The organism is Priestia sp. FSL R5-0597 (assembly GCF_038006305.1).
Classification (GTDB): Bacteria; Bacillota; Bacilli; order Bacillales; family Bacillaceae_H; genus Priestia; species Priestia zanthoxyli.
Window position 1 is genome coordinate 2066991 of sequence record NZ_JBBOUZ010000001.1, and the last position, 21579, is coordinate 2088569.

Sequence of the window (21579 nt, forward strand, 5' to 3'; positions counted from 1 at the left end):
AAACCGTCACAATTGTGGCGGTTTTTTGTTTATCTAGGATTTGGCACTTCATTTCCTCTACGTAAATTTTCAAATGAAACGGTTAAAATCGTGTTAGTAATTCGAACTTGTGAAACAGGGGAAACGCTGTATAAGTTAAAAAGTTCAAATATCCAGGGATCACGTTTTTTCAGCTGTCGCGCGGCTTTTTCGACGCGTTCGTTAATAGATCCGCTGTAATTGTTATAGTTATCATCAACAAATCTTACAATGGAACGAAATAAGTATTCTGTTAGTTTGCTATCCATCCCGCCTCGTTGAGCATCTCTGTAGATGGACTGATACTGGCGTTTTAAAATTTTCATCACTCTGTCTACATCGCGTGTAGATCTAACTTCCTCTTCTTCATGCAGGATATAAGAAAATAAGTCTTCATTGTATCTATAAGGTTCTAAATAATTTTCATTCGTAGTAGGAACCACTGGATGGTAGTAGCGCGGCATATAGGGGTAAACCCATTGACTGTACATGAGATATTCACACCTTCCTCGTTCATTTCCCATTAGTTTATGCACTAGCGTGCTAGCTGCTGCATGTTTGTTTTAAATAAAATTTAGGGGTTTGATAATAGGACCACCCTCTAAATTCTTGATAAGTCGATACGAAATAAATGTAAATCGGTGTATTTAGCAAGTCTGGATAATGTTGAAAAAACGCTTGGTCTCCGTAAAATATTGCTTCTAAAGCAAGCGGAAGCTCCCGGCGGAAAATGTGATAACGAAGCTGTGCTTGCTCGCGGCTGAACTCACCTCCGCTAACAAAAACTTCGCCTTGAATAACTGCTTGTCGGTCTGTTACGTGAAGAGCAGCTAGTACTTCATCACGCATATTTTTATCTATCGCCTTGTTGTTATATGAGCATCCGATGCTTAAAAAAAGCTGACCGGTTGTATCAGAATGAGTAAGAGTATATTTTCTTCCAGAAACCGGATAGGAGGAAGTAGCAGGGGGAATGAGAGTCGTAGAGAGTTTTGAAGAATTAAACGAACTCATAGTCATTGACACTCCTTTTTTTGAATAAATTTCAATATTATACGGCGCTATGGGCTCAGATGTGATAAATGTCTACTTTCTTTCTGCAACAAAGGCGTTTTGATGTACTTTTTGAGAAATGAATGGTAATATTTAACTAAAATTATGCGTGTACAGTCCCCGAAGATTGTCTTCAAAAGCAAATGTGAATGGAGGTTATCACTTGAATATCACAACGTTTGACGGTAAGTATGGAAACTGGTTAACGACTAAAAACCCTCTTCAATTTCAAGCAGCGACTGCCTATGGGAACATTGGGCTGGCTCCTATCTATTGGGGAACAAAAGAAGAAAAAAATGGATGGTATTACATGTATCAGCCTGAAGAAATAACGGGCGTTCAAGTAGAAGGTGAAGTTGATGGTGGTAAATTTCTCATTCGAATTCCTGATGACTGGAATGGAAAGTTAGTTATGTCGGGAGTTCCAGCTACCAGAGATGAGAAATCAACGGATTTACTGTTCAGCGACTATGTGTTGGCAAAAGGGTTTGCGTTTGCTGCTTCTGATAAAGGGACACAGGGAGAAGAAGTGAGAGATGATCCATTTGCTAAAGCAAAAAACGCTCTAGTCAAAGAAGAAGACTCCATTAGAAAATGGCATATTCAATACCGAGAAGTGACAAAAATTGCTCAGAGATTTTTGTTTGAAAATTATCGTCACAAACTCCAGAAAGAAGTGACAGAATATTTTGATATAAAAACGTATGCTTTAGGTATTTCTAATGGGGGTTATGTTGTTCGCTATGCTTTAGAAAACGATGGGAAAAATGGAGAGCCTCAGCTTTTTAATGGAGGGGTTGAATGGGAAGGGGTTATGTGGCGAGCTGATCACGATAACTTGATCACTTCCCTAACACCTGTTGTAAATCATGCCGAAGAAGCACTGTATACGGTAGGTGAATCGCAAAAAGAAGCTTTGCACCGGTTGTATCAAGCAGGGTTGCCAAAAGGATCTGAGTTTTTATGGCCATATCATGACCAGTATTATTGGTTTTTAACACTTAATATATATAGAGATGAGTTTGACAGTCAAGCACCTGGAAGCATTCAGTGGCAAAAATACTTGACGCTTTTTGAAAACGGAGTTAGAGATCGTTCGTTAGATTCTATTTTTAAAAAGTATGATTATCAAGAAAGACCACAAGATGTTAAGCAAAAAGTTCGTGAAATTGAAAATACAGGTGATATTTCCGTTCCGTTGATAAGCATTACAGGGTCGTTAGATGCTCTTATTTTTCCGGATATTCATGCTTATCCTTATGAACAACTGGTAAAAGATTCTGGTAAGCAGCACCTTCATCGTCACTACGTAATTGAAAATGGAAACCATATTGATAGCTTAGTATGGAATCATCAAATTGATCCAGATCGAAAGCTTCAGCCTCTCCTTCCTTATGTGTATCAAGGATTTGAACTGCTATGTGATTGGGTGGAGAATTTTGAAGAACCTCCGAAAAATAAGAAAATAAGTGTGCCTCTCAAGGAAATGCATGTAAAGGATCTAAAAACAGAGGAAGACGTGCTGCCGTTGACTACAAAGAAAAGCATATCAACAAAAAAATAAATCGTCGAAAACCGTGCCGAAGGCGCGGTTTTTAATTTAGAAAAGCAACATTTGAATAAAAACAGCTTCTATGAATACAAAATATTATAGTGCGATAAGAATAGAATATACGTTATTTGTTATTTATTTTTATCTATTTAAAATAAAAACAATAAAAACATTGAACAAAACCGAACTTTTGTGTTAGATTAATAACTATAATTCGTACATTTATTAAATGGCTACAGTTGAAAGGAGCAAAAAACATCATGACAGCGAAAGTAATTAAAGGAAAAGAAGTAGCGCAAGAACTGCGCGCCGCATTAAAAGAAGAGGTAGCTCAATTAAAAACAAAAGGTATCGTTCCTGGTTTAACCGTAATTTTAGTAGGAGAAAATCCTGCTTCCCAATCATATGTAAAAGCAAAAGCAAAGGCTTGTGAAGAAATCGGTGTTGCGTCTGAAATTATCAAACGTGACGTAACGATTACGGAAGAAGAGCTTTTAAACGAAATCCATCACTTGAATGGAAATCCATCTGTTCATGGTATTCTTATTCAACTTCCATTACCAAAACATATTGATGAAAAAGCAGTATTAAATGCTGTATCTCCTAAAAAAGATGTAGATGGCTTCCACCCAGTAAGCGTAGGGAATATGGTCATTGGCGATGAGTGCTATTTACCATGTACACCACACGGTATCGTTGAGTTAATTAAACGTTCAGGTGAAGAAATTTCAGGTAAACATGCGGTAGTAATTGGACGAAGCAATATTGTTGGTAAACCAGTATCCATGCTGTTACTTCAAGAAAGTGCAACGGTAACAATTGCTCACTCTCGCACAAAAGATTTATCTGCTTTAACAAAACAAGCTGATATTCTTGTGTCAGCTGTAGGACAACCTAGACTTATCAAAGCAGATGATATTAAGCCGGGTGCCATTGTAATTGATGTAGGTAACACAATGGAAAATGGTAAACTCGTTGGTGATGTTGATTACGAAGCGGCTTTAGAAGTTGCAGGTTATATCACACCAGTACCAGGCGGCGTTGGTCCGATGACCATCACAATGCTATTAAAAAATACGGTAGACGCTGCTAAAACAATTAACAACGTAAAATAATAGAAAGTTAAAAATCCCGTGCGTATATGCACGGGATTTTTTTGCTTCAGTAATGGAATGAAAGCTAAAAGAATAGAATGTAACATTCTGTATAGAAAGAGGAGGAAGCGATGGTTACGTTACCTGCAACGGTATATTCTCAACAAATAGTGAAGAAAAAGTTAAACGTTTACTATCCAGCTGTTCATTTGACTAATCCAGCTGTTCAGCACAGCATTAACAGTAAGATCTTGCAGCGTACGAATGAATTAATTCGTCAGCAGGGATATGGAGAAAATCCGGATACAGAAGAAACGGGTTATTATGAGTTGAAAACAAACGAGCGAAATGTGCTCAGCTTAACGCTTGTCAATTTTGCTTATTCCGGGGGAGCGCACGGATTGACCGTGGTAGTTCCGTTAACGTTTAATGTGCTGACTGGAAAAACGTATCAACTAAAAGATTTGTTTAAAAAAGACAGTAATTACGTAAGTGTTCTTTCTAAAATAGTAGGAGCGCAAATAAAAGAGCGCGATATTATGGTTCTTGGAGAATATAAAGGAATTAAACCAGATCAGGATTTTTATATCGCCGATAAATCACTTGTACTATTTTATCAGCTGTATGACCTGGTTCCTTACGCATATGGAATTCCTTACTTTCCAATTTCTATCTATGCTATTCAAGATATTATTGCAGATGAAAGTCCACTTGGACAAATGTTTGGATAAAGTTATAAAAAATTGCGGTGCGGCCGTACGTATCTTTTTAATTCGGCCGCTAACTGCTGACGAAGCGAACGAACGCCAATCGCTTCAGCAATATCTTTTGCTACAGGAAACACCCCGATTTTAGTGATATGAACGCGAAGATAACCCTCGTACAAGCATCCTCGCTCCGCATGCTTGATTTTGGTGCGTACAACAGCTTCTATTTTATCGTTTTCATTTTGCAAAGGGTAAGAATCTGTAATATGAAAACGAAAAGAATATTCCTCCATCACCATCATCCTTTTTTCTATGATATGTACTAGCATACTATACAAATAGTGAATCAGAAAAAATAAATGTGTCAAAAGAACAAAGCGAAAAGTAATCAAGGAAGCAGTTTCTTGCATGTAATGATCATTATTTGTGAACGATAACAGAAAAAGACAAAAAGCTGGAGTTGCGATGATAAAAATAGCATTCAAAGGATTACTTATTATTTTATCTTTATATATTCTGTATGTGGTTATAACGGCGGTGGTTCTCTTTTATGTACCTTTAAAAATAGGAGAGGAAACGACCTCAATTAAACCGGCTAGCTTTTTTGGTCACAGTGAGTCTACGGACCGAGTGAGACTTCTTGAAGATGGTTATGAGGCAGGAAGAGTTCGTATTCAAATGATTCAACAAGCTGAGAAATCGATTGATATTGCTTATTACTCAATAGGAAAAGGAGAGTCAACTGATTTAATTATGGCCGCTCTTTTTAAAGCAGCTGATCGAGGCGTCCATACTCGCGTTCTTTTGGATGGGATAGCTAACGGCTTACGGGGAAACCGAAGGGGCGTGCTCTATGCATTAGCTTCACATCCTAATATTGAAGTGAAGTATTACGAACCGTTTCAATTGTTTAAACCTTGGGCGTGGCAAAATCGTATGCATGACAAAATAATGGTTGTAGACGGACAGCTAGGCATAATAGGGGGACGGAATATAGGGGACAAATATTTGGCTAAAAAGCCTCCTCCAGACTTCGTCTATGATCGTGATGTCTTTATTACAAACAGTAAACATAAACAAGATAGCGTCATCACTCAAATGCAAAATTATATAAATGAATTATGGGCTCATCCCTACACTAAAAAAGCTTTTCATCATCTCACACAGTACCAGGTTGATCAGGGGAAGAGGATGAAAGCTTTGCTGCTGCAGCAATATGATAAAGCTAAGCAAGTAGGAGAAACGTTTGCGACCCCCAAGATTAATTGGAATGCTTCCACCGTTTCTACAAAGCGTGTTTCTTTTATTCATAATCCAATTGAACGCTTTAATAAACGACCTTTTATGTGGAAAACGTTTATTAACCTAGCAGAAGAAGCTAACCGCTCTGTTCTTATTCAAAGTCCTTATGTGGTGCCCACCAATGCGATGAGAAAGTATACAGCCATGAAAAAGAAGCCAGACGTTCAATGGACGCTACTCACAAATTCAGTTACATCTACGCCCAATGTGTTGGCTTTTTCCGGATATATTAGTATGCGTGATACGATTATGAAGACAGGTGTAAAGCTTTACGAATACCAAGGGCCTTATTCGATCCATGCAAAGTCTGTGATTTATGATCAAAGACTTAGCGCCGTAGGCTCTTTTAATTTAGATTCCCGTTCTACATTTTTGAATAACGAATCAATGGTCATTATCGATAGTCAAAAATTTGCAAAAGAGTTGACGATGGCGATGGAAAACAAAATGGATAAAAGTATTCTTATTGCCAATCACAAGCGCTGGGTTAAACCTCCTGAAATCCAAAAGAAAGAAGAGCCTGTTATGAAGCGTACCTTACTGTATACCCTTGCAAAAGTAACGAGGTTTTTTAAGGAGTTTATTTAAATAACCGGCAGTAGAACAAAAAGCACTCAATGAACATTCATTGAGCGCTTTTTGTTACATACCTTATAAATAAGCTCATACAACGATCACATCACGTAAATTATCCTCTTTTATTTATTGGGAAAAATCGGTAGTATAAACATAATAAACAAAAAGGAGGAAGGTACGTGGAAACCGCTGTTTTAATTAAACCAGATGCAGCTTATAAAAAGGCTTATATGAGCTTTTATCATGAATGGAAAGCAAGCGGAGAAAAAATGATTCCGTGGGTCATTGCTAAAGATCCTGCTTACTTTGAAAAAATGGTTCAAGAGTTATTAGATGCAGAAAAAGGGATCGGATTAAAAAAAGGATTTGTACCCGATTCCACCTACTGGCTAATGCATCACGAAAGAGTAATAGGCGTAGTTAATATCCGCCATGAGCTAAGTGAAATACTTCGAAACAGCGGAGGACATATAGGGTATGGTATTCGGCCAAGTGAAAGACAAAAAGGATATGCCAAGCTGCTACTGAGGTTATCTCTTCAAGAAATTAAAAAGCTGGGAGTCCAACAGGCATTAGTTGTGTGTGATGATTGGAACACTGCTTCTCGTCGAACTATTCTGGCAAACGGTGGTATACAAGACGAGGATTATATAGAAGAGGACGGGGCTATTGTTCAACGCTTTTGGATTCATACGGATAAAATGGCATAAAAAAGAGATGAATTTTTTAATTCACCTCTTTTCTGCTTAGTCATATTGTTTTAAAGCTAACTTCAGCCGCATATAGGTATACATAGCGTATGCCTGTCTTCCTTTTAAACTGTACGGATTTGCTTTGGAGCAAAGACACTCAAGAAATTGCTCATCACATGAGCGGCATGATCCGTAATCTTCATAGCATAAATCATGGTATTTACAGCAGCAGTCTACATCATTTACAGGACATCCCGGACCACTGCATCCGGGGCCACACCATTTATAGCCGGGGAAGAGGCAGGGCGTGGCTTTCCGTTTATTCGGAACAGACATAATCATACATCCTTTTCAATAGTCTCTTTACATTAAATGCAAAAAAGAGAAAAGAGAAAGGGACAAACACCTTGCAGCAGTAGCCTAATTTTCATGAATTTCTATTTAATCGATAAATGCGTCATTCATCCGCATTAATAGTTTGCCAAATAGCTCCTTTTCTTCACTTGACCATTTTTTTAACATACTATGATAGCGTTCAAGGCGCATTTGCTTATCAGTTTGCAGCATTTGTTTCCCGCGTGTTGTGATGTCAAATAGGCTGACTCGTCCATCCGAAGGATCAGAGGAGCGAGAAATAAGCTTTTTATTTTCTAAAGCAGCAGCCTGTCTAGAAAGAGTTGAAATGTCGAGTTTAAATGCTTCTGCCAGTTCTTTTACACGAGCTGGTCCAAATTCATCTAATTGCCGCAGCAATAAATAAGCTGATCTTTCTAGGTTTCCTATTTTATTTTCGGAATTATCAAGATAGACCGCTCGTCTAATAAAGGTAGTAAGTTCATATTCAATCAATTCAATTGAATTCTTTTCTTGCATTATAATCGCCCCTTACAAAATCATTCATTGACAAAGAAATATATACTTGTATAATACAAATGTATATATAGTTGTATAGTACAAGTAAAAGTAGGTAAAGTAAAGGTGTTTATATAGTTAAATGTTAGACAACATGACAAAATAAAGAGAGGAGGGCAGCTGTTCTTTATTTATAGGACAGTGACCTATAATGAAAGTGATACGAATCATTTTACAAATTGCGATTCTTTATGCTTTTTCTATGATTGGCGAAGCTGTTCACCATATGCTTCATCTACCTATTCCAGGCAGTATTATAGGCTTAATTTTAATGCTCATTTGCTTAACGTGCAAAGTTGTTCCCATCAAAATAATTGAAGACGGAGCAAGTTTCTTGTTATCTTTTTTACCGCTATTATTCATACCAGCTATGGCAGGTGTGATGAATTATCCTTCGCTTCTTTCAAGCAGCGGAGCGGTTTTATTTTTAATTATTGTGCTTAGTACGATTGTTACGATGGCCGCCGCAGGGACTGCTAGCCAACTTTTGGAAAAGAAAGCGAACAAACGAAAGGAGAAACAACAGTGCAAGAATTCTTTATCGCGGTCTTTATAATCGTAGCTACAGTTGCTTTGTATCTAGTCATGGCAAAAGTATACGTGCGGTTCTCCTATCCGATTCTTATTCCTGTTTTAACTACAACCATATTCGTTATTCTTCTTTTGCTTGCTTTTCATGTTTCCTATGATCAGTATATGATTGGAGGCAAATGGATTAATTCACTTCTAGGACCAGCGGTTGTTGCATTAGCGTATCCACTCTATAAACAGCGTGAGATGCTAGTAAAATACAGCGTTCCTATTATTGGAGGGGTATTTGTAGGGTTATTCGCAGGCATGATCAGCGGACTTGTGTTTGCTGAAGTATTTGGCGTTGATCGAAGCCTGATTTTATCCATTATTCCTAAGTCTATTACTACTCCGGTAGCGATTCAGATCGCCACAGGACTAGGGGGCGTTCCATCGATGACCGTGGTATTTGTTATGATTGCAGGTTTTTCTGGAGTAATCCTTGGACCGCTACTTTTAAAATGGATTCGGATCAAGAGTTCTTTAGGAAAAGGAATTGCATTAGGCAGTGCTTCTCATGCGCTAGGAACTTCTAAAGCATTTGAATACGGTGAGCTAACGGTATCGATGAGTTCAGTATCAATGACGTTAAGCGCTGTATTAGGATCCGTTTTTGGGCCAATTGTTGTCTGGCTATTCCAAGTGTAAGGCGAGATAAAAGAAAGTGAATATAAAAAACGAGGCTGAGACAAAAGTATGTTAGTTAAAGTTGAACACGAACGATCTATTGAAAGGTGATGGATAGTTCGTGTTTTTTTATGCTCATCGTAAACGTAGATTTAATGTATGTACTGGCTTCTAACTGTTGATTTCGTTATGCCCCCATCTCGCTTTTTATATAAAAGCATAAATTTTTTCCGAAGCAAATTTTAAGTTGTGCGGCTCTTACTCTGGTACTATAATAAAAAGAAAGAAAATTCATAAAATAACCGCTTTTTTGTTATTTTTAGGAAGGCTAGTCAATTTTCGGATGGATAAGTAGGCTTAGTCAAGGTTATATACGCAGTAAAAATAGCAGAAAAGAGGAGCTGAACGTATTTTATGAAAGAGGAGCTCGTGTATATAGGAAAAAAGATTCTTGAACATAAATATAGCTTGTCAGAAAAATTAGCCGAACGTTTAGATGCTACACATACGCTAAGTCTAGAGGAATTGAAAGAAAAGAAAATTCTGAAGTGGCGAGTGTCAATTATGGAATACTTTGGGAGAGCTCTATTTGAAGAACAGGAGGCTGTACTTAAACTTGTTAAAGAATGGGCACTTGATACGGGTAAATATGCAGTGGAAAAAAATATTCCTTTAGAAAAAGCACTAGGTATCCTTCCAATCTATCGCAGCGTTATTTGGGATGTATTTACAAGAGAACTAGAGGAGCATCAGTTTGCTGCAATTACCATGCTGCATGTCAGTGAACGAATTGATCCACTTTTAGATACGGTAACATGTGTTTTTGGTCAAATTTATGACGAGCATAATCGATATATGATGAATTTAGCTTATACGTCACTAGAAGAACTTTCAGTTCCACTCGTACCTGTCACAAAAGGGATTGCTATTATGCCGATTATTGGAGAAATTGATACCCACCGCTCGCAAGTTATTATGGAAACCTGCTTGAAAAAAGGGACAAGCCTTCAATTATCTTATCTTATTTTAGATATTTCAGGTGTCGTGATTATTGATACAATGGTAGCAGACAATCTTTTTAAAATTCATCGATCGCTTAAATTGGTGGGAGTGGAAGCTATTATAACGGGGATACGACCGGAAATTGCCCAAACGGTAGTGAAACTAGGAATTGATTTTAATCAAATTAAAACAGAAGCAAATTTAGAAGCGGCGCTTTTAAAAATTGGGTTTACACGTCCTGAAGAGCATAGCCGCACGCATGTGTCATCGCGGCGCATAAAATGACCGGCCATAAATATGGATTTCAGCATATAGAAAGTAAGTGCATAGTAAAAAAGCGGATGTTAATCAACATCCGCTTTTTTACTTAATAAATGCGATATGCCATGGCAGCACAAAAGCATAAACGAGGAAGTATACCGCTATTGAATAGATAAAAAACCAGCCGTTTAAATAAAACAAGGGCAAGAATAAATAAGCATAAACTAACGGTAATCGGAAACCACAAACCGTGTGCAGATAAGTCTAAATGCTGAATTGCTTGCTCCAACATTGTTCACCTCAAAAGGAAGAGTTAGTGTTGAAGTTAGCCTGTGTTATGGAAAGTATTCTATACATTTTCTACGCGTTGCGCGTGTATTCTTCTCGCAAGATTGAATATAACTTTAAGTCTTGATGAGCTCCTTTAATAAACATGGCTTTTCGAATTGTTCCTTCATAAGACATACCGATTTTTTTCATCACTTTCTCAGAAGCGGCATTTTCAACAAAGCACCTCGCCTGAATGCGCACTAAATCCATTTCTTCAAATCCAAACGCAATTACTTTTTCAGCTGCTTCCGTAACAAATCCCTTATTCCAATATGCTTCAGAAATCGCATAGCCAATTTCCGCAATGCGATGAGTAGGGTTCCAAGTGACAAAGTCAATGGTGCCAATACATTTTTTCAGGGCTTTGATTTCCATAGCCCAAGGAGAAATGGATTGGTTGCTGTACTGCTTTAAAACGAAGGAAACAAACTCTTTTGTATCTTGAAGCTTTCGGTGCTTTTCCCAATTTACATATCTGCTTACCTTTTCATTTGAGGCATATTCAAACATGTCACGCACATCTTTTTTGGTAACTTTCCGCAAGCGGAGTCTTTCTGTTTCTAGTGTGGGTAAATTTCCGTATATATCTTTTACTTGAATCATAAAGTTGTCTCCTTTCTCAGCAAGAAGTGGATGAAGTGTTGATAAGAATGTTTCATAGAAGCTGCAGCATCCAAGAAAGATCCTTTTCATTTCATGTACTTGATTCTTTAATTGTAAAATATTTCATTGCTGAGCGTAAGAGGTCAAATAGCTTTTTAAAAAATAAAAACATTATTTTCACTGTTCATAATCAGTTCACATAAGCTTGTTAGACTAAAGTCAGAAATTACGAAGGAGTGAAATGAAACACATGAACAGTGAAGTGAAAGAAGAACGGACTTCAAACAAAAAAAGAATAGACTTATTTTTAGTTCCAATTGTTTTAATTGCAGCGTTTTTGAACTTATTTAAAATTTGGACAGATGAATACGCCAACGCTTATTACACGGCAGCTGTCAAAAGTATGCTTCAAAGTTTTCATAATTTCTTTTACGCATCTTTTGATCCAGGAGGCTATGTAACCATTGATAAGCCGCCGGTTGTGTTTTGGATTCAGACAATTAGCGCCAAAATATTTGGATTTCACGGGTGGAGCGTCATTTTACCGCAAGCATTAGCAGGCATCGGTTCAGTTCTTTTACTATACGTACTCGTGAAACGTACGTTTGGCGTATGGGCTGGGAGGTTTGCTGCTCTTGCGATGGCTCTGACGCCAATTGTGCCCGCGGTAAGCCGAACAAATAATATTGATAGTATGCTTGTGTTTACATTATTAGTAGCAACGTGGATGTTGTTTCGTGCTGTGCGTACAGCTAAATTTGGCTGGGTGTTAGCGGCTTTTGCGATGATTGGTGTTGCATTTAACATGAAAATGCTTCAAGCATACATGGTTTTACCAGCATTCTATGTTTTCTATGTAGTGGCAACCAAAATTACGTGGAAAAAGAAAATTGCTTTTTTAACAACAGCAACTGCACTGATGCTTGCTGTTTCTGTCTCATGGGCAGTCGTAGTAGATTCAACTTCGGCTGATAAGCGTCCTTATATGGGAAGCAGTCAAACAAATTCAGTTCTAGAGCTTGCTTTTGGATATAACGGTATCAATCGTTTAACTGGAAATACAAGCGTGACGGGAAGCAGTCATAAACAGCCTGCTCAAGCTCAGCAGCAAACAGCAAGCAGTGAAACAAAACAAACGAGTAATTCAAATGCTGAGTCTTCACAAAGCTCAAATCAAAGCAAGAGCAGCTCTTCTCAAAAGATGCAGGCTCCAGATGGAGGAAATCAAAACGGAATGTTCAACACGGGGAACCCTGGTCCATTCCGACTGTTCCAAAAAGGGTTATCAGATCAAATCAGCTGGTTATTACCATTTGTAATCTTTTCAATCGTGGGTCTATTTGCTGGAGTGAAATTTAAAGGGCCTTACACGGCAAAACAAAAAGAAAGTTTATTTTGGTTAGCTTGGCTGCTGCCGGTAGCTGTTTTCTTTAGTATCGCAGGATTTTTCCATCAGTATTATTTAATTATGCTGGCACCTCCAATCGCAGCATTTGCAGGAGCGGGAGCAGTAGCTTTATGGAGTATGTACAAACAGCATAATGGCTGGAAATCATGGCTGCTGCCGAGTGGTATTTTAACAACAGCAGCGCTTCAAGTATATATCATGTCTCCTTATGTCAGCTCAATCGGCGTAGCGCCAATTGCAGGTGTAGGGGCACTGGGCGTCATTTTAGCTCTTGTTTTAGCTATTCGTAAAGAGCGTAAAAATTCTGTAACGAATTATTTAGGAGTAGCAGCAATGGTTGTCTTGCTTGCAATGCCGGCGTACTGGGCGATGACACCAATTATTTATGGTGGAAATAGCATGCTTCCAGCAGCAGGTCCTGATTCTTCAAGCGGTATGGGAGGACCTCCAAGCACAGCTACAAATAGCAAACAGTCTGGCTTTAACGGCATGCAGCCTCCAGGAAGCTCTGGCAACAATTCATCTTCAAACAATCAAATGCAGCCGCCAAGCGGTTCATCGAACGGCGGTCAAATGCAAATGCCGGGCGGTTCGTCCAATAATGGTCAAATGCAGCCGCCAAGCGGATCGTCAAACAGCGTTCAAATGCCAGGAGGCTCGTCCAAAAATAATGGTCAAATGCAAATGCCAAGTAGCTCTTCAAGCAAATTATCATCTTCAAAACGAAAAAGTGGAGGGATGAACGCAGAAGTAAACACAAAGCTACTAAACTATTTAACAAAAAATAATACAGGCGAAAAATATTTATTTGCCACAACGGATTCAACTTCAGCTGCGCCTTACATTATCAAAACGGGCAAGCCAGTCATGGCAATGGGAGGATTTAGCGGTTCAGATCCAATTCTAACGGTGAGTAAATTAAAATCTATGATTAAAAAAGGTGAAGTGAAATATTTCTACCTGTCTGGAATGGGTAAGGGAGGCCAATCTGACGTTATCACGTGGATTAAAGAAAATAGTAAGGAGATCCCTTCTTCCAAATGGCAGTCTACTTCATCAAGTTCTCAGCAAGGACCATCCGGAAACGGAACATTATACGAAATAACGTTTAAATAAGGAGGACATGAACATGAGTTCAATTATTAAATATTCTATTGTTGTTCCTGTCTACAACGAAGAAGAAGTGATTCATGAAACCTATCGCCGTCTAACAGAAGTGATGCGTTCAACGAAAGAAGCTTACGAGCTTCTTTTCGTGAACGACGGCAGTAGAGACCGAACGGCAGAAATTATTAAAGAGTACAGTGAGCAAGACCCAGCGGTTGTTTTATTAGATTTTGCCCGTAACTTTGGTCATCAAATTGCTATTACAGCTGGTATGGATTATGCACGAGGAGAGGCGGTCGTTGTGATTGATGCTGATTTGCAAGACCCGCCCGAATTAATTTTAGAGATGATTGAAAAATGGAAGCAAGGATTTGACGTTGTATACGCTAAGCGTACAAAGCGAAAAGGAGAAACATATTTTAAAAAGCAAACAGCGGCTATGTTTTATCGTTTCTTACGTGCGATGACCGATATTGATATTCCGCTCGATACAGGGGATTTTCGTTTGCTAGATCGTAAAGTGTGCAATCAAATGAATAGCATTCAAGAAAAAAATCGCTTTGTTCGCGGATTAGTAAGCTGGGTTGGCTTTAAGCAAATAGCAGTAGAATATGAGCGAGACGAGCGTTTGGCCGGGGAGTCAAAATATCCTTTGAAAAAGATGCTGAAGCTTTCAATGGATGGCATTACGTCTTTCTCCTATAAACCGCTGAAGCTAGCTAGCTATGCTGGTGTAACGCTATCAGGTGTTGGTTTTATTTATCTTTTAGTGGTGCTGTATTTGAAGTTATTTACAGACAGCACCATCACAGGGTGGTCGTCATTAATTGTCATTCAGCTATTCTTTAGCGGCATCATTTTAATCATTCTTGGTATGATCGGAGAATATATTGGCCGCATCTACGATGAAACAAAAAATCGTCCACTCTATATCGTCCGTGAAAAGTATCAGCTTGAAACACGCAAGGAAGTATCACTTCGTGACTAACAAATGGATACCCTTGATTAAATTTGCGTTAGTAGGAGTTGTAAATACACTGATTGATTTTGCAGTATACGCACTTTTAACAACAATCGGTGTGAACTACATACTAGCGCAGTGGATTTCATACAGTGCGGGCATTTTAAACAGTTATGTCATGAATCGTAAATGGACGTTTGAGAAAAAAGAAAAAAGCAGTAAGCGTGAAGTGATTTCATTCGTGATTGTGAATTTAATCACTTTATCCCTAACATCTTTTCTGTTGACTGTTCTATATAATAAATGGGGTATACCACTGCTAATCAGTAAACTTTTAATTACAACCGTAAGTGTCGGTATCAATTTTATTGGCACCAAATTATTTGTATTTACTACTAAAAAAGAAAGAGGGATTCATATATGACGATAAAAAAAGCAGTTATTCCAGTAGGCGGTTTAGGAACTCGATTTTTGCCAGCGACAAAAGCGCAGCCCAAAGAAATGCTGCCAATTGTCGATAAGCCTGCTGTACAATACATTGTAGAAGAAGCTGTGAAATCAGGTATTGAAAGTATTATTTTTATTACAGGTCGAAATAAAAAATCAATTGAAGACCATTTTGACAAATCAATTGAACTAGAGCAAATGCTTGAAGAAAAGCACAAGTTCGAAATGTTAAAAGAAGTACAAACGATTTCATCAATGGCCAGTATTCACTATATTCGTCAAAAAGAGCCGTTAGGACTTGGTCATGCTATTCTTTGTGCTGAGCAATTTATTGGAGATGAGCCGTTTGCCGTTCTTCTTGGAGACGATATTATGACTTCTGAAGAACCTGCGCTCAAACAGATGATTCAAGCGTATGAAACGACTAATCAATCAGTTATTGGAGTTCAAAAAGTGGATGTGGAAGAAGTATCAAAATACGGCATTATTCAGCCGAGAAATAAATCTGGCAGCCTTCATGAAGTGAATGACTTGATTGAAAAACCATCAATAGAACAAGCTCCGTCAACGATTGCCGTTATGGGCCGCTACATTTTAAACCCTTCTATTTTTTCTTATCTAAAAACGATTGAAAGAGGGGTAGGAAATGAATTACAATTAACAGATGCACTGCGCGTGGTATGTGAAAAAGAGCGATTGTTTGCTCTTGAACTTGAAGGGCAGCGCTTTGACATTGGAGATAAGGTAGGCTATATGAAAGCAATGGTAGAAGTGGGGTTAAAGCGTAAAGATTTACGTCAAACGTTTTTATCGTATTTGGAAGGGATTGTAGAAAAAGAACGAGCAAACAACTTCAGCTAATAAGAGTTAATCAGTTTGTTCATATTCAGTTCATATTTGAAGTATAAAATCATTGTATGATCTTATGTGGCTCTCTGTTTTGTATAAACAGAGAGCTTACTGTGCGTGAAAGCTGGACAAACTTAGGAATAGGGAGAGACATGTATGATTCAAATATTAGTTGCAGATGATGATCAACACATTCGAGAGCTGATATCATTATATTTAGAAAATCAAGGATTTAAAATTATAAAAGCAGCAGATGGTGAAGAAGCGTGGGCGAAAATGGAAGAGTTTCGAATTGATCTAGCGGTCGTTGATATCATGATGCCATTTAAAGACGGATGGGAACTAACAAAGGAAATTAAGGAGTATTTTGATATACCGGTTTTGATGGTAACAGCTAGAGGCGAATCGCATGATAAACTAAAAGGATTTGATATCGGAACAGACGACTATGTCGTGAAGCCTTTTGATCCTCAGGAAATGGTTGCTCGTGTAAAGGCCCTTTTACGCAGGTACCGAGTAGAAGCTAACAATGTAATTTATATGGGGAATATAAAATTGGACCGTACCAAATTAGAGATGAGTGCAGGAGAAACAAGCGAACAGCTGCCGTTAAAAGAGTTTGAATTACTGTTCACATTAGTTAGTTCTCCAGGAAAGATTTTTACTCGTGATCAGCTTATTCAATTAATTTGGGGATATGATTATGAAGGTGATGAGCGCACGGTAGACGTTCACATAAAACGTCTGCGAGAGAGGCTTAATCATATGAAAAACGTCGGTATGGAAATCAAAACAATTCGCGGACTAGGCTATAGAGCAGAAGGGTGTTAACGTGAAATCAATTTATGTAAAGCTGGTTCTATCGTTCATCATTACAATTTTATTGAGCGTTGTGATTACCGTTGTTGTCACGACATTTCTTAGCAAGCAGAAGCTCGAAATGCGATTAGGTCAGGATATGGTGAAGATGGGAGAAGATTTTATCGATTTGTACGGAGCAGAAGACTCCGATAAAGCTGCAAGGTTTTTATCTAATTCATCATTCATTCATTTTTCGTTTATTATTATTGATGATCAGCATAAAGAGAAAGTATTAGGACAGCCGGGACCGCCTATTCCAATTACACCGAAAGAAGTAGATCAAGTATTAGGTGGGAAGCGTTATTCTAATTTAAACGAGGAAAAAGGTGATCGTCCACAGCCAAACGTAGTGGGTCTCCCTTTTAAAGAAAATGGACGGTCGTATGCTCTATTTATTCAGTCTCATCCACAGCGGCAATTTTCAGTTATTCAAGATGTTCAAAATATCCAGCTTATTACGATTTTATTAGTAGGTATTGTATTGTTTGCATATGTTTCAACGATTATTATTAAACCGATTAAGCGTCTCAGTACAGCGATGAAAGTTGTCGGACAAGGCGAATACAATGTGCAAGTCGAGCACGCAGCGAATGATGAAATTGGTCTGTTAACTAAAAACTTTAATCAAATGACTAAAGAATTAAACAAAATAGAAACGATGAGGCAAGAGTTTATTGCTAGCGTTTCCCATGAAATTCAATCACCGCTGACCTCTATTCGCGGTTTTTCAGCGGCACTTAAAGATGATATCGTCAGTGAAGATAAAAAGATACAATATTTAACGATTATCGAAAAAGAAAGTACAAGACTATCTCAGCTTAGTTCCAATTTGCTAAAGCTTGCTTCTCTTGACTCTGAACATCAAACGCTAATGCTGCAGCAATACCGGTTAGATGAACAAATCAGGCATGTGGTCATGGCTTTAGAACCTCAGTGGATAAAAAAGAATATAGAAATTGACCTTGATTTATCCAATGTTCAAATAGAAGCAGATAAAGATTTGTTAGAGCAAGTTTGGCTAAATTTAGTAACAAATGCTGTTAAATATACGCCTGAAAATGGATTTGTGAAAATATCCATTCATCAAAAAAACGAAGAAATAGACGTGAAAATAAAGGATAATGGAATTGGTATTATGGAAGAAGATCAAAAATATATTTTTGAAAGCTTTTATAAAGTAGATAAATCCAGAACGTTAAAAGGAAGCGGCCTCGGTCTAGCTATTACAAAAAAAATTGTGCGACTGCATGAGGGCGCAATACGTGTTGAAAGCAAAAAAGAACAAGGAAGCATCTTTACGGTAACTTTGCCTATCAAAAAAAATAGGAATAAAAAAGACTCGTCTGTGTAAGTTCATGCAGATGAGTCTTTTTTATTAGGTCAAAGATATAAAAAAAATTAATAATATCTATTTATTTTTTTAATCCCTACTTGACATATAGGTAAAGTGTAAATAATATAGATAGTATAAATCTTTTGAAAAAATTGGGATGCTAAAGAAGCTGATCGGTCAACCGAAGGCTCATACTTGTTCGCTACTGGTGTGGGCCTTTTCTGTACATTGGTTGTGGTCATTAAAATCTCAATCTTCAACTGAACATATGGGGAGGATTACGATGTATTTATCTTCTGCACATTATACAAGTACTTATAGATGTTGTTCGCTTTGTTTATTCAACTGCAACTAAAATATAAATTTATCTATGGATAGGAGAATGATAAAATGGCTTCAATTACACAAGAAAAATTAGATTATATTGTTAAATTACTAACTGAAATCAACTATGGATCTGTACTAATTACTCTTCACGACGGACAAATTACTCAAGTGGACAGCACGGAAAAAAACCGCTTTTTAGCTAAAAGCAAAGTAGCAAGCCACAAATAAGCTTATTTCAATACGTATTTAGAGAAACTGAAGGGCCTGTCTAGATAGCGAACGCTTGACGGCGGAGCAAGCAAGTACTGTATTAAATATAGAAAACGTGCGCATTCGAAGAAGAATTGACTTTCTTTTCGGTCGAAGATTTAGAATTTTTCGAATTAAAATTGAGTTAGAGGTTGTATGAGTATGACGATGAAAAGTGTAAAGCTACTAAAGCAGCAGCTTTATACGTTTTAAAATTATGAAGATCTGACAGTTTCATTCCTGTGCTGATCGGATTACCGAAGGCTTCTGACCTGTGTTAGGAGTCTTTTTTTTATTCTTAAATTAATATAATAGGAGGAGAAAAGATGGAAAATTTATTACGAGCAGCGGTGCGCCAAAGAAAACAATACCTCATTGAAGAGTTACTGAAAAAAGGGATTTATAAAAAAGAAAATCATCATCTTTTTGAACTCACACTCTCTGACTTAGAAAAAGAGTATCAGGCACGCAGTAAGTAAGGAAAATACGTAAAAAGAACTAAAATAAGTGTAAAAAAGATCCAAAACCTAGTTGACTAATGGGTAAAGTGTGTTTATTATAAAAACAAGAATAAATTGTCTTTTCAGAAAGTATCTTCTTTTTATTCTTACGAATAAATTTAATAAGAATAATTTAAGAGCACATACGCTGATCAGACTAACTGAAGGCTGCTTCTCTTTTTAAAGAGATAGCGGCCTTTTTGTATTTTTTTATAAAAAGGGGAGTAAAACATGAAGAAAAAAGCAGTTCAGTTTTTAATGGTGCTGACAGCACTGCTCGTGGTGCTAGCAGGTTGCGGCAATGGAAAATCTACTGAAACAGCAGGGAAAGATAGTTCTGCGAGTAAAAACGATTCAAAAAAACCAGTAGAACTTTTAAACGTTTCATATGATCCTACACGTGAGCTTTATCAGGAGTTCAATAAGAGCTTTGCGTCTTATTGGAAAGATAAAACAGGGCAAGACGTCACTATTCAGCAATCACACGGTGGCTCTGGTAAGCAAGGCCGAGCAGTTATTGACGGTTTAGAAGCGGATGTAGTAACGCTGGCGCTTGCTTACGATATTGATGAAATCGCTCAAACTCGTCAATTATTAAACAAAGACTGGGAAAAAGAATTGGCTCATAATTCTACACCATACACATCAACGATTGTTTTTTTAGTTCGTAAAGGAAATCCAAAAGGAATTAAAGATTGGGATGATTTAACGAAAAAAGGTACATCTGTTATTACGCCAAATCCAAAAACTTCTGGAGGCGCGCGCTGGAATTATTTAGCTGCATGGGCATATGCGAAGGATAAATATAACGGCGATAACAAAAAGATTGAAGACTTCATGAGTAAGCTTTATGGAAATGTCGAAGTGTTAGACTCAGGCGCACGCGGAGCTACCACTACCTTTGTAGAGCGAGGCATTGGAGACGTGTTAATTGCATGGGAAAACGAAGCTTACTTATCGTTAAATGAGCTAGGAAAAGATAAATTTGAAATTGTAACACCGTCATTAAGTATTTTAGCAGAGCCACCTGTTGCTGTAGTAGATAAAGTAGCTGAAAAGAAAGGCACGACAAAGGTAGCAAAAGCATACTTAAAATACCTATATACAGAAAAAGGTCAGGAAATCGCAGCGGAAAACTACTATCGTCCTCGAAATAAAAAAGTATTAGAGAAACACAAAGATCAATTCCCTTCGCTTAACCTAGTCACTATTAAAGATTTTGGCGGCTGGAAAAAAGCTCAAGAAACGCATTTTAATGATGGGGGAACATTCGATCAGATTTATCAGCCAAAGTAATATGATTCATTAAAAAAGTAGAACGAGGAAGATACGAATGGTGATTCGTATCTTCCGTGTACATGTATCTTGAAAGCAGAGAGAGGTGTAAGACGTGAGCGTGTTACAACGACAGAAAAAAAAGAAAAGCATCTTACCTGGATTTGGGCTTTCTTTAGGTTTTACGATGTTTTATGCAAGTATCCTTGTGCTTTTTCCGTTAGCTATGATTTTTTTAAATACGGCATCTATGGGATGGAGCGACTTTATTAAAACTGTTACAGAACCTAGAGTAGTAGCGTCGTATAAATTAAGTTTTGGAGCAGCATTTGCAGCCGGCATCATTAATGTTATTTTTGGAACCATTATTGCGTGGGTATTAGTGAGGTATCATTTTCCTGGAAAGAGGTTTATTGACGGACTTGTGGATTTGCCGTTTGCCTTGCCAACGGCTGTTGCCGGCATTGCCTTGACCACTCTTTACGTTCCGAAAGGATGGATTGGTCAATTATTTACGTTTAAAATCGCATTTACGCCTATCGGAATTATTATCGCTCTTACGTTTATCGGTCTGCCGTTTGTCGTCCGAATGGTGCAGCCGGTATTGCAAAACTTTAATGCAGAGATCGAAGAAGCATCTGCTAGTTTAGGAGCCAGCCGAATGCAAACGTTCAGAAAAGTTATTTTTCCGGAGCTGGTGCCGGCTGTTTTAACAGGTTTTTCTCTTTCATTCGCAAGAGCGCTTGGAGAATATGGGTCCGTTGTTTTTATTGCTGGAAATATGCCGATGAAAACTGAAATTACGCCGCTTATTATTATGACAAAACTCGAGCAGTACGATTATGCGGGAGCTACTGCTATTGCATCAGTCATGCTCGTTGTATCATTTTTTCTGTTATTACTTATTAATATTATTCAATGGTGGACAAATCGTAAATTTATACATAGTTAAGGAGGGATGAC

At 37.8% G+C, this 21579-nt stretch carries 24 protein-coding genes; 18 read left to right on the forward strand and 6 right to left on the reverse strand.

The annotated features are described in order from the left end of the window. Positions 1 to 29: 29 nt before the first annotated feature. Positions 30 to 509 carry a hypothetical protein gene (locus MKX72_RS10520; protein ID WP_047751087.1) on the reverse strand — a complete coding sequence of 160 codons (480 nt, stop codon included), beginning with the start codon at positions 507 to 509 and terminating at the stop codon, positions 30 to 32. Positions 510 to 561: 52 nt separating this feature from the next. Then, positions 562 to 1032 carry a staygreen family protein gene (locus MKX72_RS10525; protein ID WP_028413560.1) on the reverse strand — a complete coding sequence of 157 codons (471 nt, stop codon included), beginning with the start codon at positions 1030 to 1032 and terminating at the stop codon, positions 562 to 564. Positions 1033 to 1234: 202 nt separating this feature from the next. Here MKX72_RS10525 and MKX72_RS10530 point away from each other — a divergent pair, with 202 nt between their 5' ends. The 3 genes from MKX72_RS10530 (at position 1235) to MKX72_RS10540 (ending at position 4448) form a co-directional block, all read left to right on the forward strand. Then, positions 1235 to 2635, forward strand: coding sequence for a tannase/feruloyl esterase family alpha/beta hydrolase (locus MKX72_RS10530; protein ID WP_155008159.1), 1401 nt, complete (start codon positions 1235 to 1237; stop codon positions 2633 to 2635). Positions 2636 to 2883: 248 nt separating this feature from the next. Continuing rightward, complete coding sequence (gene folD / locus MKX72_RS10535; protein ID WP_028408722.1) at positions 2884 to 3738, forward strand: bifunctional methylenetetrahydrofolate dehydrogenase/methenyltetrahydrofolate cyclohydrolase FolD; 855 nt, start codon at positions 2884 to 2886, stop codon at positions 3736 to 3738. 110 nt (positions 3739 to 3848) lie between these two features. Continuing rightward, positions 3849 to 4448 (forward strand): DUF3298 and DUF4163 domain-containing protein, encoded by a 600-nt coding sequence (locus tag MKX72_RS10540; RefSeq protein ID WP_155008158.1) that lies wholly within the window; start codon positions 3849 to 3851, stop codon positions 4446 to 4448. Positions 4449 to 4450: 2 nt separating this feature from the next. Here the strand turns inward: MKX72_RS10540 and MKX72_RS10545 are convergent, their stop codons facing one another. Continuing rightward, entirely contained in the window at positions 4451 to 4717 is a 267-nt protein-coding gene (locus MKX72_RS10545) for a hypothetical protein (protein ID WP_028413557.1), read from the reverse strand. Between the two features lie 172 nt (positions 4718 to 4889). On the opposite strand from MKX72_RS10545, the gene MKX72_RS10550 reads away from it, so the two are divergent. After that, positions 4890 to 6314 (forward strand): phospholipase D-like domain-containing protein, encoded by a 1425-nt coding sequence (locus MKX72_RS10550; RefSeq protein WP_048021499.1) that lies wholly within the window; start codon positions 4890 to 4892, stop codon positions 6312 to 6314. Positions 6315 to 6532: 218 nt separating this feature from the next. After that, positions 6533 to 7012: a GNAT family N-acetyltransferase gene (locus MKX72_RS10555; protein ID WP_186808527.1), complete on the forward strand. Its 480-nt coding sequence runs from the start codon at positions 6533 to 6535 to the stop codon at positions 7010 to 7012. 36 nt (positions 7013 to 7048) lie between these two features. Here the strand turns inward: MKX72_RS10555 and MKX72_RS10560 are convergent, their stop codons facing one another. Together MKX72_RS10560 and MKX72_RS10565 are read right to left on the reverse strand one after the other, a co-directional pair. Next, a complete protein-coding gene (locus MKX72_RS10560; RefSeq protein ID WP_306460855.1) occupies positions 7049 to 7336 on the reverse strand; it encodes a phospholipase in 288 nt (95 codons plus the stop codon). Positions 7337 to 7435: 99 nt separating this feature from the next. Next, a complete protein-coding gene (locus MKX72_RS10565; RefSeq protein WP_028413554.1) occupies positions 7436 to 7867 on the reverse strand; it encodes a MarR family winged helix-turn-helix transcriptional regulator in 432 nt (143 codons plus the stop codon). Positions 7868 to 8057: 190 nt separating this feature from the next. On the opposite strand from MKX72_RS10565, the gene MKX72_RS10570 reads away from it, so the two are divergent. The 3 genes from MKX72_RS10570 to MKX72_RS10580 all read left to right on the forward strand — a co-directional run bounded on the left by MKX72_RS10570 (position 8058) and on the right by MKX72_RS10580 (position 10390). Beyond that, positions 8058 to 8462: a CidA/LrgA family holin-like protein gene (locus MKX72_RS10570; protein ID WP_033578834.1), complete on the forward strand. Its 405-nt coding sequence runs from the start codon at positions 8058 to 8060 to the stop codon at positions 8460 to 8462. Positions 8463 to 8491: 29 nt separating this feature from the next. Then, the gene (locus MKX72_RS10575; protein ID WP_260506564.1) at positions 8492 to 9124 is read left to right on the forward strand and encodes an LrgB family protein; all 633 of its coding nucleotides are present in this window, start codon (positions 8492 to 8494) and stop codon (positions 9122 to 9124) included. Positions 9125 to 9517: 393 nt separating this feature from the next. Then, a complete protein-coding gene (locus MKX72_RS10580; protein WP_033578835.1) occupies positions 9518 to 10390 on the forward strand; it encodes an STAS domain-containing protein in 873 nt (290 codons plus the stop codon). A 336-nt stretch (positions 10391 to 10726) separates the two neighbouring features. Here the strand turns inward: MKX72_RS10580 and MKX72_RS10585 are convergent, their stop codons facing one another. Beyond that, positions 10727 to 11299, reverse strand: a complete 573-nt coding sequence (locus MKX72_RS10585; protein ID WP_014460341.1) for a GNAT family N-acetyltransferase — start codon at positions 11297 to 11299, stop codon at positions 10727 to 10729. 241 nt (positions 11300 to 11540) lie between these two features. Between MKX72_RS10585 and MKX72_RS10590 the strand changes: the two genes are divergently transcribed. The 10 genes from MKX72_RS10590 to cysT all read left to right on the forward strand — a co-directional run bounded on the left by MKX72_RS10590 (position 11541) and on the right by cysT (position 21568). Next, positions 11541 to 13823 (forward strand): ArnT family glycosyltransferase, encoded by a 2283-nt coding sequence (locus MKX72_RS10590; protein ID WP_155008156.1) that lies wholly within the window; start codon positions 11541 to 11543, stop codon positions 13821 to 13823. Positions 13824 to 13836: 13 nt separating this feature from the next. Next, the gene (locus MKX72_RS10595) at positions 13837 to 14802 is read left to right on the forward strand and encodes a glycosyltransferase family 2 protein (protein WP_033578836.1); all 966 of its coding nucleotides are present in this window, start codon (positions 13837 to 13839) and stop codon (positions 14800 to 14802) included. Beyond that, positions 14795 to 15199, forward strand: coding sequence for a GtrA family protein (locus tag MKX72_RS10600; protein ID WP_033578837.1), 405 nt, complete (start codon positions 14795 to 14797; stop codon positions 15197 to 15199). The genes MKX72_RS10595 and MKX72_RS10600 overlap by 8 nt, the downstream gene beginning before the upstream one ends. Continuing rightward, a complete protein-coding gene (gene galU, locus MKX72_RS10605; RefSeq protein ID WP_033578838.1) occupies positions 15196 to 16083 on the forward strand; it encodes a UTP--glucose-1-phosphate uridylyltransferase GalU in 888 nt (295 codons plus the stop codon). Before MKX72_RS10600 ends, galU begins: the two co-directional genes overlap by 4 nt. A 144-nt stretch (positions 16084 to 16227) precedes the next feature. Then, the gene (locus MKX72_RS10610) at positions 16228 to 16902 is read left to right on the forward strand and encodes a response regulator transcription factor (RefSeq protein ID WP_013056822.1); all 675 of its coding nucleotides are present in this window, start codon (positions 16228 to 16230) and stop codon (positions 16900 to 16902) included. Position 16903: 1 nt separating this feature from the next. After that, positions 16904 to 18283: a sensor histidine kinase gene (locus MKX72_RS10615; protein WP_033578839.1), complete on the forward strand. Its 1380-nt coding sequence runs from the start codon at positions 16904 to 16906 to the stop codon at positions 18281 to 18283. A gap of 372 nt (positions 18284 to 18655) precedes the next feature. After that, positions 18656 to 18820 carry a YezD family protein gene (locus tag MKX72_RS10620; protein WP_013056824.1) on the forward strand — a complete coding sequence of 55 codons (165 nt, stop codon included), beginning with the start codon at positions 18656 to 18658 and terminating at the stop codon, positions 18818 to 18820. A gap of 347 nt (positions 18821 to 19167) precedes the next feature. Next, entirely contained in the window at positions 19168 to 19320 is a 153-nt protein-coding gene (locus MKX72_RS10625) for a Fur-regulated basic protein FbpA (protein WP_013056825.1), read from the forward strand. Between the two features lie 252 nt (positions 19321 to 19572). Then, entirely contained in the window at positions 19573 to 20637 is a 1065-nt protein-coding gene (locus MKX72_RS10630; protein WP_028413544.1) for a sulfate ABC transporter substrate-binding protein, read from the forward strand. A gap of 94 nt (positions 20638 to 20731) precedes the next feature. Further along, positions 20732 to 21568, forward strand: a complete 837-nt coding sequence (gene cysT, locus MKX72_RS10635; RefSeq protein ID WP_033578840.1) for a sulfate ABC transporter permease subunit CysT — start codon at positions 20732 to 20734, stop codon at positions 21566 to 21568. Positions 21569 to 21579: the final 11 nt, after the last annotated feature.